The sequence below is a fragment of the Staphylococcus sp. AtDRG32 genome (assembly GCF_004365845.1).
GTDB lineage: Bacteria > Bacillota > Bacilli > Staphylococcales > Staphylococcaceae > Staphylococcus > Staphylococcus hominis.
In genome coordinates, this window is record NZ_SODE01000008.1 from 58,264 (window position 1) to 70,863 (window position 12,600).

4 protein-coding genes and 1 other annotated feature are annotated in these 12,600 nt (G+C 32.2%); of the genes, 3 read left to right on the top strand and 1 reads right to left on the bottom strand.

What is annotated here, in order from left to right:
- The first annotated feature begins 23 nt into the window (after positions 1-23).
- Positions 24-214 (top strand) — a binding site (T-box leader).
- A 47-nt stretch (positions 215-261) separates the two neighbouring features.
- The 3 genes from leuS to BDW25_RS09900 all read left to right on the top strand — a co-directional run bounded on the left by leuS (position 262) and on the right by BDW25_RS09900 (position 11,047).
- Positions 262-2,676, top strand: coding sequence for a leucine--tRNA ligase (leuS, locus tag BDW25_RS09890; protein WP_002488439.1), 2,415 nt, complete (start codon positions 262-264; stop codon positions 2,674-2,676).
- 18 nt (positions 2,677-2,694) lie between these two features.
- Positions 2,695-3,006, top strand: a complete 312-nt coding sequence (locus tag BDW25_RS09895) for a rhodanese-like domain-containing protein (protein ID WP_002449646.1) — start codon at positions 2,695-2,697, stop codon at positions 3,004-3,006.
- Between the two features lie 247 nt (positions 3,007-3,253).
- Positions 3,254-11,047 (top strand): SasC/FmtB family protein, encoded by a 7,794-nt coding sequence (locus BDW25_RS09900; RefSeq protein WP_133945489.1) that lies wholly within the window; start codon positions 3,254-3,256, stop codon positions 11,045-11,047.
- Between the two features lie 96 nt (positions 11,048-11,143).
- Here BDW25_RS09900 and BDW25_RS09905 read toward each other — a convergent pair whose 3' ends face one another.
- Positions 11,144-12,400, bottom strand: coding sequence for a BaiN/RdsA family NAD(P)/FAD-dependent oxidoreductase (locus tag BDW25_RS09905; protein WP_002455186.1), 1,257 nt, complete (start codon positions 12,398-12,400; stop codon positions 11,144-11,146).
- Positions 12,401-12,600: the final 200 nt, after the last annotated feature.

The following is a 12,600-nucleotide window of genomic DNA, read 5'->3' on the forward strand; positions in this document are numbered from 1 at the left end:
TGCAATTAGGTTACGAATCTCATAATATTAAACTGTATTGGAGTAGTAACTTAAATACTTTTCTAAAGAGAGCTAGTGGTGGTGCAAACTAGCGTTAAGAATTAAGTGAACTTACCGTTAATTAATTGAATTTAAAACATCTCTTACTATTATAAAGTGCACATGTAAAATGTGAATGAGGGTGGTACCGCGGCTAAAGAAAGTCGTCCCTGTCAAAAGTAATAGTTTGAGGTGTTTTATTTTTATTAGGAGGAAAATACTTTGGGTTATAATCACAAAGAGATTGAAAAGAAATGGCAAAATTATTGGGCTGAGAATAAAACATTCAAAGCAAACGATAATTTAGGTCAAAAAAAATTCTATGCATTAGATATGTTTCCATATCCATCTGGTGCGGGATTACACGTAGGACATCCAGAAGGATATACTGCAACGGATATTATTTCTCGTTATAAACGTATGCAAGGATATAATGTATTACATCCAATGGGTTGGGATGCCTTTGGATTACCCGCTGAGCAGTACGCGTTAGATACAGGGAATGATCCTAGAGAATTTACTAAAAAGAATGTTCAAACATTTAAACGTCAAATTCAAGAACTAGGTTTTAGTTATGATTGGGATCGAGAAGTTAATACTACAGATCCTGAATATTATAAATGGACGCAATGGATTTTTATTCAGCTTTATAATAAAGGACTCGCATATGTAGATGAAGTTGCAGTAAATTGGTGTCCGGCACTTGGTACAGTGTTATCAAATGAAGAGGTTGTAGATGGTGTATCAGAACGTGGAGGTCATCCTGTATATAGACGTCCGATGAAACAATGGGTATTAAAAATTACAGAATATGCCGATCGTTTATTAGAAGATTTAGATGAATTAGATTGGCCTGAATCAATTAAAGATATGCAAAGAAACTGGATTGGTCGTTCTGAAGGTGCACGTGTGTCATTTAATGTTGAAAATACTAATGACACTATTGATGTGTTTACAACACGTCCAGATACTATCTACGGTACAACATTCTTAGTACTTAGTCCTGAACATGCGTTAGTGAATGAAATTACTACTGATGACAAAAAAGAAATGGTTAAACAGTATCAAGAAGAAGCATCAAAAAAATCAGACTTAGAGCGTACTGATTTAGCAAAAGATAAATCAGGTGTGTTTACTGGGGCGTATGCTATTAACCCGTTATCAGGTAAGAAACTTCCAATTTGGATTGCTGATTATGTATTATCGACTTATGGTACAGGTGCAGTTATGGCAGTACCAGGACATGATGAGCGAGACCATGAATTTGCTAAGAAATTTGATTTACCTATCATTGAAGTTATCGAGGGCGGAAACGTTCAAGAAGAAGCATATACTGGAGAAGGTGCACATATCAATTCTGGCGAACTAGATGGGCTAGATAATAAAGAAGCAATTTCTAAAGCAATTACTTTACTCGAAGCCAAAGGTGCTGGCGAGAAAAAAGTGAATTACAAATTACGTGACTGGTTATTTAGTAGACAACGTTATTGGGGAGAACCAATTCCAGTGATTCATTGGGAAGATGGTACGATGACAACTGTGCCTGAAGAAGAACTTCCATTATTACTTCCTGAAACTGACCAAATCAAACCATCTGGTACGGGTGAATCACCATTAGCCAATATTGATGACTTTGTAAATGTTGTTGATGAAAAAACAGGCATGAAAGGACGTCGCGAAACAAATACTATGCCACAATGGGCTGGTAGTTGTTGGTATTATTTACGATATATTGATCCACATAATGAGAATATGTTAGCAGATCCAGAGAAATTAAAACATTGGTTGCCGGTAGACTTATATATTGGTGGAGTAGAACATGCGGTACTTCACTTACTGTATTCAAGATTCTGGCATAAAGTATTATATGATTTAGGTGTAGTTCCTACGAAAGAACCATTCCAAAAATTATTCAACCAAGGTATGATTCTCGGTGAAGGCAACGAAAAAATGAGTAAATCTAAAGGTAATGTTGTTAATCCTGATGATATCGTAGCATCCCATGGCGCAGATACATTACGCCTATATGAAATGTTTATGGGACCATTAGATGCAGCTATAGCATGGAGTGAAAATGGGTTAGATGGCTCTAGACGTTTCTTAGATCGTGTATGGAGATTATTCATTAATGAAGATGGGTCATTATCTAATAAAATTGTTGAAAATAACGATAATTCATTAGATAAAGTTTATAATCAAACAGTTAAAAAAGTGACTGAAGACTTTGATACTCTTAACTTTAATACGGCAATTAGTCAATTGATGGTATTTATCAATGATTGTTATAAAGCGAATAACATTTACAAACCTTATGTAGAAGGATTTGTTAAAATGTTAGCACCAATTGCCCCTCACGTTAGTGAAGAGTTATGGCAACGTTTAGGCAATCAAGAAACTATTACGTACCAACCTTGGCCTACGTATAATGCATCATTACTTGTAGATGATGAGATTGAAATTGTAGTGCAAGTTAATGGTAAAGTAAGAGCGAAAATCGATATTCCTAAAGACTTATCTAAAGAAGATATGCAAGAGTTAGCATTACAAAATGAAAATGTTAAACTATCTATAGAAGGTAAAGAGATTAAAAAAGTTATTGCTGTACCTCAAAAATTAGTGAATATCGTTGCAAAATAATGAAGGAGGAGTTTTATAATGGAATCAATTACAGTAGATCAATTAAAAGAGAAAATACTAGGATCTAATCCAGTAAATATTATCGATGTGCGAACAGATGAAGAAACTGCAATGGGGACAATTCCTGGAGCTAAAACTATTCCAATGGATCAAATTGCTGATAACTTAAATCAATTTAATAAAAATGAAACGTACTACATCGTTTGTGCTGCAGGTGTTCGTAGTGAAAAAGTAGCGAACTACCTTGAAAATGAAGGTATTCATGCAGTTAATGTTGAAGGTGGCATGCAAGCATGGGGCGATGAAGGTATTGAAATAGACAGTATATAATGATTTATAGATATTTAAACAATAATACAGAAAAACAGCGAAGTTATGATTCTTCGCTGTTTTTTTTATAATTTAACTTATTTTTAATATTTTTATATTATTTAGTTGTAGTACTTTTAATTTTATTATGATATTATATTTAAGTGTGAATATAATATTATGTAAGTGATAGTAACAACTATAGCATACATAAAACATTTTCATTATAACAATTGACATCAAGAGAGAACATCAAGGAGGAAACATAATGAATCTTTTTAAAAAACAGAAATTTAGTATTCGTAAATTTAGTGTGGGGACATTTTCAACGCTAATTGCTACAGTAGTGTTTTTATCACATCCTGGTCATGCAGCAACACATGATGCAGAAACAAATACAAGTGCGCCACAAACGAATGAAAGTGCGACGATTAATAAACAAAATACTAATATTGAACAACCACATAGTGAAACAACGTCAACAAATATATCTAATTCAAATGAAAATAATCGAAATAATGAAAGTAATACTTCAAGTGAGCATTCAATTAACCGTGAACGTGAAGAAGGTACAGTGAATAATGTAATTAATAGCACTGAAAATAATACAAATCATAATGAGAAAGTAACAACTAATGACGTAGTTAGTAATGAAAATAATCATGAAACTACAAACGTTAATCAACCACATAGAAGAGGGAAACGTTCAGTAGATAACATTCCTAGTACTACAAATACAGATCCGATGGCTGTAAATGAACAAAATACTGGTCAAATCATTAATGGGACATTTACAGATAATTCACAGGGTGCGACGATACCGACTAAGAATTTAGAGTCTGCAATGAATGAAGCAAATACTGTACCGGGTTGGCATGTAAATAGTAATGATCAAACCATCATTCCATTAATTTGGGGTCCTAAATCGTTGCCCGCATACAATCCTTATATATTCGATAAAACCAATAATAAAATTGGTGTAGTACTATCAAAATATAATGGTAACTTTAATCTAGTTCCAGGTATAGCTGATCCTACAGTAGGATCAATTTACCAAGATGTTGATGTTACTCCTGGATCAGAAATCCAATTACATTATATTTCTAGTAGTATGAATAATATATGGGGGGTTAATGGTGCAAGAGTGTATATTTACGATGCGAATAATCCTTCTACACTTTTGTATAAAGGAACTCCGGATATATTACAGAACCCAATTGGTAACTTTGTAGGTGTATTTCAAGTGCCAGAAACAGTCTCACGATTAAGATTAAGATTTGAATCGGCATTAAATCGTAGTACTGATTCTACTAATGGACATAGACTCCTTACTGGTCCTAATAACTTTGGAGGCGGAGTGTTAGCTGATGTTACCATTAATAGTGGCGCATATTTAACTGCGACAGTAAATAATACACACTACTTTGCACAATCTGGATCTATAAATGCTGATCGAGTTTATCAAGAAATAGGGTTTAGAATTGAAAATAGAGGACATTCTAGTTCAAATAAAACAGAATATACGATTGTTTTACCAGAAGATGTGACATATGTATCTACAAAAAATGCTACTGGAAAATTTAATGCAGCAACTAAAGAGTTAACAGTTAAAATAGATCGACTGGATGCAGGAGCAAGTAAAAATATTTCTATAGGATTATCCTTACCAACTGATCGACCAATTGAAAAAGAATTCTTAGGACATTTGACTTATGTTACAGATGGTATAAATATGAATAGATTAAGTGATTCTAAAGATTTTGGACGTAATAATGGCGATCATTATACAAGATACGGTGTGCATAATGAATTTGTAAGTGTTGATTCTGGTATGCGACAAGGAGATATTGTATTAGATAAACAAACTATTACAGTTAAAATGTATAAGCAACATTTGAGAGACAAAGTAACAGAAATTGAGGATGATTTAGCCAATCTTGATCAAAACGATAATTCACCAGAAGTATGGGAAGCAATGCAAATGGTACTTAGAAAAGCTAAAGAAGTATTAGCTGAAACAGATGAGATGCCTATAAGTGAATTGAAAGATCAAGCAACGATTAATAGTATCGATTTAAATTTAGATAAAGCACATGCTAAATTATCATTAGACAAAGTTGCAAGAACTAAAAGAGCGCTCTTTATGGGTAACGATACAGCTACAATTGAAGAAAAAAATGCTGTGATTGAGCAAGTGAATCAAGCACTACAATCTAGTTATACAACTGTTGATCAATCAATGACTTCAAATGATGTAGCAACAAATAAAGACACTGGAATTAATGAAATTACAATGATTGATCTTACTCCAACAGTAAAGCAAGCAGCAATTGATGAATTAACTGAAAGAGCAAATGCTAAAAAAGTAGAGTTTGATAATAATCCTGATGCAACAGTAGAAGAAAAAGAAGCTGCAAAAGCAACGATTGATAATTTAGTGTCAGAGGCTACAACAAATATTATGAATGAAACTACAAATAATGGTGTAGCGCAACAAAAAACAAGTAGCATAGATAGTGTGAATGCTGCTACTATAACTCCAACTGTTCGAAGTAACGCTAGAACTGCAATAGATAATATAGCATCTGCAAGAAAAGTTGAAATAGATAAGGATAATAATGCAACTTTAGAAGAAAAAAATGCAGCTAAAACTGAGATAGATAATTTGGTAGCTAGAGCAAAAGCAGATATTAATAGTCTAAATCACAATAATGAAATTGAAATATTAAAAGAAAACAAAGTAAACGAGATATCACAAGTAGTAGCGCATCCAGTAAAGAAAAATGCTGCTGCACAAGCAATTGATCAAGCCGCTATAGCTAAAAAACAAGAAATTGATTTAATAGAAGATGCGACTATAGAAGAAAAAGAAGTCGCAAAGGCAAAAGTAGATAAAATAGTAACCGAAGCTAAAAATAACATTAATCAAGCAACTACTAATTCAAGTGTAGATGATGCACAAAATGAAGGAATAACTGCAATTAATGCAGTTATTCCAGAAGTGGTTAAAAAATCAGATGCAAGAGATACAATCGATGAGGTAGCCCGAATTAAAAAAGCAGCAATTGATCAAACACCTGATGCAACAGTAGAAGAAAAAGAGGCAGCAATAGCGAAAATAGATCAAGAGGTTACTAAGGCTAAGGAACTAATTCATCAAGCACTAAAAAATGAAAATGTAGATACTGCTAAAACAAATGGTACGAATTTTATTAATGCAATCCAACCAGAAATTACGAAAAAAATGAAAGCAAGAGAGACAATTGATGAAGTAGCTAGAGCTAAGAAAGAAGCAATTGATCGAACACTAGATGCGACAACAGAAGAAAAAGAAGCTGCAAAAGCGAAAGTAGACCAAGCGGTAACGGAAGCCAAAGCTCATATCAATGAAGCAATAAATAATTCAGGTGTGGATGAAGCAAAAACAAATGGTACAACTACAATCAATGCAATCCAACCAGAAGTAATCAAAAAATCAGAAGCAAGACAAGCAATTGATGCTGCTGCAAGAGCTAAAAAAGAAGCGATTGATCAAACACCAGATGCGACAACAGAAGAAAAAGAGGCAGCCAAAGCGAAGGTAGACCAAGCAGTAACGGAAGCCAAAGGCCATATCAATGAAGCAATAAATAATTCAGGTGTCAATGAAGCAAAAACAAATGGTACAACTACAATCAATGCAATCCAACCAGAAGTAATCAAAAAATCAGAGTCAAGACAAGCAATCGATGATATTGCAAGAGCTAAAAAAGAAGCGATTGATCAAACACCGGGTGCAACAACAGAAGAAAAAGAGGCAGCCAAAGCGAAGGTAGACCAAGCAGTAACGGAAGCCAAAGGCCATATCAATGAAGCAATAAATAATTCAGGTGTGGATGAAGCAAAAACAAATGGTACAACTACAATCAATGCAATCCAACCAGAAGTAATCAAAAAATCAGAAGCAAGACAAGCAATCGATGATGCTGCAAGAGTCAAGAAAGAAGCAATTGATCAAACACCAGATGCGACAACAGAAGAAAAAGAAGCAGCTAAAGCGAAAGTAGACCAAGCGGTAACGGAAGCCAAAGCTCATATCAATGAAGCAATAAATAATTCAGGTGTGGATGAAACAAAAACAAATGGTACAACTACAATCAATGCAATCCAACCAGAAGTAATCAAAAAATCAGAAGCAAGACAAGCAATTGATGATGTTGCAAGAGCTAAAAAAGAAGCGATTGATCAAACACCAGATGCGACAACAGAAGAAAAAGAGGCAGCCAAAGCGAAGGTAGACCAAGCGGTAACGGAAGCCAAAGCTCATATTAATGAAACAATAACTAATTCAGATGTGGATGAAGCAAAAACAAATGGTACGACTACAATCAATGCAATCCAACCAGATGTGCTTAAAAAATCAGAAGCAAGACAAGCAATTGATAATGAAGTTATTAATAAGAAGACAGAGATCGACAATAATGTTGATGCAACTATAGAAGAAAAAGAAGCCGCAAAATCAAAAGTAGACGAAGCTGCAGTAGAAGCAAAAAATAATATTAATCATACAGAAATAAATCAAGCTGTTGACAAAGCAAAAGAAGATGGTGTTACAACAGTTAGTCATATTCAACCAAATATAGTTAAGAAAATAGCAGCAAAGACTGCAATCGATGAAGTAGCTAGAATTAAAAAAGAAGCGATTGATCAAACACTGGGTGCAACAACAGAAGAAAAAGAAGCAGCGAAATCAAAAGTAGACGAAGCTGCAACAGAAGCAAGAAATAATATTAATCGTGCTTTATCTAATAATGATGTAGATCAAGTAGTACATAATAGTACGGCATCAATAAATAATATCCAACCAGATATAGTTAAAAAAGAACAAGCAAAACGAGGTATAGATACTCAAGCAAAAATCAAAAAAGCCATCATTGATCAAATATCTGATGCAACGACAGAAGAAAAAGAAGCAGCGAAATCAAAAGTTGATGAAGAAGTTACAAAAGCAAAACATAGTATTGATCAAGCAGTAACAAATAGTGATGTAGATCAAGCAAAAGATAGAGGAAATGTTGCTATAAATAACATTCAGCCAGAAGTTGTAAAAAAAGAGACAGCTAAGACTTCTATTGATCAAATTGCATTAACTAGAAAAAACATCATTGATCAAACACCAGATGCAACAACAGAAGAAAAAGAAGCAGCGAAATCAAAAGTTGATGAAGAGGTAACAAAAGCAAAACGTAACATTAATCAAGCAGTTACAAATAATGATGTGAATCAAGTTGAGCATAATAGCACAATAGCAATTAATAATATCCAACCCAATATTATTAAAAAAATTGCAGCTAAAACGTTAATTGATCAAGTAGCAAGAGCTAAAAAAAATAATATTGATCAAACATCAAATGCGACAATAGAAGAAAAAGAAGCAGCAAAACAAAAAGTTGACGAAGAAGTTACAAAAGCAAAACATAGTATTGATCAAGCAATAGCAAATAGTGATGTAGATCAAGCAAAAGATAGAGGAAATGTTGCTTTAAATAACATTCAGCCAGAAGTTGTAAAAAAAGAGACAGCTAAGAATGCTATTGATCAAATTGCATTAACTAGGAAAGCCATCATTGATCAAACACCTGATGCAACTGAAGAAGAAAAAGAAGCAGCGAAATCAAAAATTGACGAAGAAGTCATAAAAGCAAAACATGGAATTGATCAAGCAAAAACAAATAATGACGTAGATCAAGTTGAACAAAATAGCACTACAATGATAAATAATATTCAGCCGACAGTAGTTAAAAAATCAGAAGCAAGACAAGCAATTGATGATTTAGCTAAACTTAAAAAAGCAACTATTGATTTAACGCAAGAAGCAACTGAAGAAGAAAAAGAAGCAGCGAAAAGTAAAGTGGATCAAGCGTTAACAGAAGCTAAAACTCATATCAACGAAGCAGAAAATGATGAAGGAGTTGATGAAGCAAAAACAAAAGGGATAAATGTTATTAATACAATCCAACTTGAAATTATAAAAAAAGTAGAGGCAAAACATGAAATTGACCAATCTGCAATTGCTAAGAAAAAAATTATAGATCAAACACCAGATGCAACTGAAGAAGAAAAAGAAGTAGCAAAACAAAAAGTAGATGAAGAAGCTACAAAAGCAAAAGATAATATTGATCAAGCTTCAACAAATGATGCAGTGGATCAAGCAAAAACAACAGGAAATACAGAGATCAATAATATTCAACCAGAAGTGGTTAAAAAATCTTTAGCAAGACAAGCAATTGATGAAGTAGCGAAAGTAAAAAAAGAAAAAATTAATCAAATGCTAGATGCAACTGAAGAAGAAAAAGAAGCAGCAAAACAAAAAGTTGATGAAGAAGTTATAAAAGCGAAAAATAATATAAATCAAGCTACAACAAATGACGGTGTGAATAATGCTAAAACAACTGGTAAAAATACTATTGAAAATATACAACCAGAAGTAGTTAAAAAAGCTGAAGCAAGAAAAGCGATAGATGAAGCAGCAACTCTTAGAAAAAATCTAATTGATCAAGATAATTCGACAACAAAAGAAGAAAAAGACATAGCTAAACAAAAAATTGATGATGAGGTTAATAAAGCTAAAAGAAATGTTGATCAATCAATAAATAATTCCAATGTAGATCATGCACAAATTAATGGTATAAGTGCAATAAATAACATTAATGCGGTAGCTTTGAAAAAAACACAAGCCAAAAAATCTATAGATGATGAAGTAACAGCAAAAAAAGCAGAAATTGATAGTAATCATGAAGCAACGAATGAAGAAAAAGAAATGACAAAACGTAAAGTAGATGAAGCAGCAACAAAAGCGAAACATAATGTTGATCAATCTACAACGAATGATACAGTAGATCAATCAACTCAAATTGGAATTTCAATTATATCTAATATTCAACCAGAGACAATACAAAAATCTTTAGCTAGACAAGCGATAGATGATGAAGCAACAATTAAAAAAGCAGAAATTGAGAATAATCACAATGCAACAAAAGAAGAAAAGGATGTGGCTAGACAAAAAGTAGATGAAGAAGTTATAAAAGCAAAGAATAATATTGCTCAATCTACGACTAATTCTGATGTTGAAATAGCCAAAGAAAGTGGTAAACATGCTATTGATGAAATTCAACCAGAAATAGTTAAAAAATCTGTAGCTAAACAAACTATCGACGAATTAGCTAAACAAAAGAAAGCAGAAATTGATCAAACACCAAACGCAACAAAAGAAGAAAAGGATGCAGCAAAACAAAAAGTAGAAGAGGCAGTAATGAGAGCTAAAAAACTGCTCGAAGGTGCCAATACTAACTCAGATGTCGATCAGACTACAGAGCAAGGTAAACAATCAATTAATAGTATTCAAGTTGAAGTTATTAAAAAAGCAGATGCTTTATCTAAATTAGAAGTGGAATTACAAAAATTAAAAGATAAAGTATCATCTGATCAAACATTTACAATAGATGAAAAACTATTCATAAAACAAAAACTTGATGGATCATATAAAAAAGCAGAAGAAAAAGTAAACCAAGCTCAAACTAATAAACAAGTTGATAATATAAAAATACATTATCTTCAAGAATTTAATAAAATAGTTCTAATCGACAAAGTAAAATTGAAAGCTAAATCTCAAATCTTTGATGTAGCAAATAAACGTAAAGCGTATATTAAAGGATTAACAAATATATCAGAATATAATAGAAATAAAGCTTATAAACAAATTGATGTTTATGTTATGAAAGCCTTAAATAAATTAGCTGAAAATGTGACTACTAATGATATTAATGAATTAACGAGAGTGACTATTAATGAGATTGAACATGTGAATGTTAAGCAATTTGAAAATAACTTTGGATTGGTTAATGACAACAAAGTTACATTTAATAATTTTAATAATAAATTTAATGTGAATAATAATCATTCAAAATTAAATACTCTACCTTATACAGGTGAAAATGAAAACTCATTATTATCTTTAGCTGAGTTCACATTATTAAGTGGTCTGCTATTATTATTAAAACGAAGAAAAAAAGAAGATAAATAATAAAAAATAAATTCAGTTATCTTCGTATTCAAAATATGAAATAAAAAACACTCCAAAAGTTATAATTTTACTTAACTTTTGGAGTGTTTTTTATTTTTAAGTATATATAAATTGTCTAGCTTCGCTTCCAGCGACGTGGCCGGTAACTAAAGCACTTGTAATATTGTAGCCGCCTGTATACCCATGAATGTCTAATACTTCTCCACATAAAAATAAACCAGGTTGAATTTTTGACATCATTGTTTTAGGCCATATTTCTTTAAGAGAAACGCCACCACCCGTAACAAATGCTCTTTCAATTGAAAGGGTACCATTAACAGTGAAAATGAATTGTTTGAAATGTTCTGCGAGGTGAGTCAACTGTGGATTTGAAAGATGATGAAATGTTGTATTTTCATTAATATCAGCCTGTTCTAGCATAAACAATAAATATCTTTCTTCTATTAAACCACGCAGTGCATTTTTTATATATTTGTCTGGTTCTTCGCTTAAGATTTTCTTTATTTTATTTTCTAAATCTTGTAAAGAAATCTCTGGAAATACATCTAATTGTAATTGTATGTCTTGTTTTTTCTGATTTTTTTGTTCTTTATAAACGAATTGGCTACAACGTAATGCAGCTGGTCCACTTACACCAAAGTGTGTAAAAATCATATCCATTTGATGACTAATACGTTTTTTACCATTTTTCTTTAAAACTGATAATTCTACATTTTTTAAACTTAAGCCTTTAAGTGTTTTATTTTTAATAAAAGATTCACTAGATGTAATAGGAACTTCAGTAGGGAATAATTCAGTAATAGTGTGGCCTAGATTTTTAGCAAATCTGTAGCCATCACCTGTGGATCCAGTTTGGGGGACGCTTGTTCCACCAGTCGCAATAATAACTGTTTTTGATTCAAATTCGCCATCTTGTGTTTTTACTATAAAAGATTGATCATTTTTAGAAATGTCATTAACAACAGTTTCTTCTTTAATTTCAACGTTGTTATTCTTAATTGTATTAACTAAAGTATCAACAATATCTTGTGATTTGTTTGAAACTGGAAACATTCTTCCATGATCTTCTTCTTTTAATTTTATACCACGACTTTCAAAAAATTCTATTATGGATTCGTTATCAAATTTTGAAAATGGACTATATAAAAATTTACCATTTCCTGGTATATTTTTGATGATTTCTTCGTAAGGTAGACGATTAGTCACATTACATCTACCACCACCAGAAATTTTTAATTTTCTTCCAAGACCTTTTTTCTTTTCGATTAATAGAACCTTACTACTATTTTCACTCGCAGCAACTGCTGCCATTAATCCACTTGGTCCACCGCCAATGATTATTGTTTGATACATATATTAACCTCCGTTATCATACATCTATATTCTACATAAATACTTATTATTTTGCGAACTGAAGTAGAAGTTTGCCTTAAAAAGTGTATTAAATACATAAATAAAGATAAAGTCCGTATAATTGTGTAAAAGTAAAAAGGCCATATAACAGTCCTTTTACGGTACAATGTTTTTAACGACAAAAACATACCCAGGAGGAC

Bases quoted from the DNA above. Each gene is read 5' to 3' on its own strand.
- BDW25_RS09900 (WP_133945489.1), top strand. From the start codon at position 3,254: ATGAATCTTTTTAAAAAACAGAAATTTAGTATTCGTAAATTTAGTGTG.
- BDW25_RS09905 (WP_002455186.1), bottom strand. From the start codon at position 12,400: ATGTATCAAACAATAATCATTGGCGGTGGACCAAGTGGATTAATGGCA.
- BDW25_RS09895 (WP_002449646.1), top strand. From the start codon at position 2,695: ATGGAATCAATTACAGTAGATCAATTAAAAGAGAAAATACTAGGATCT.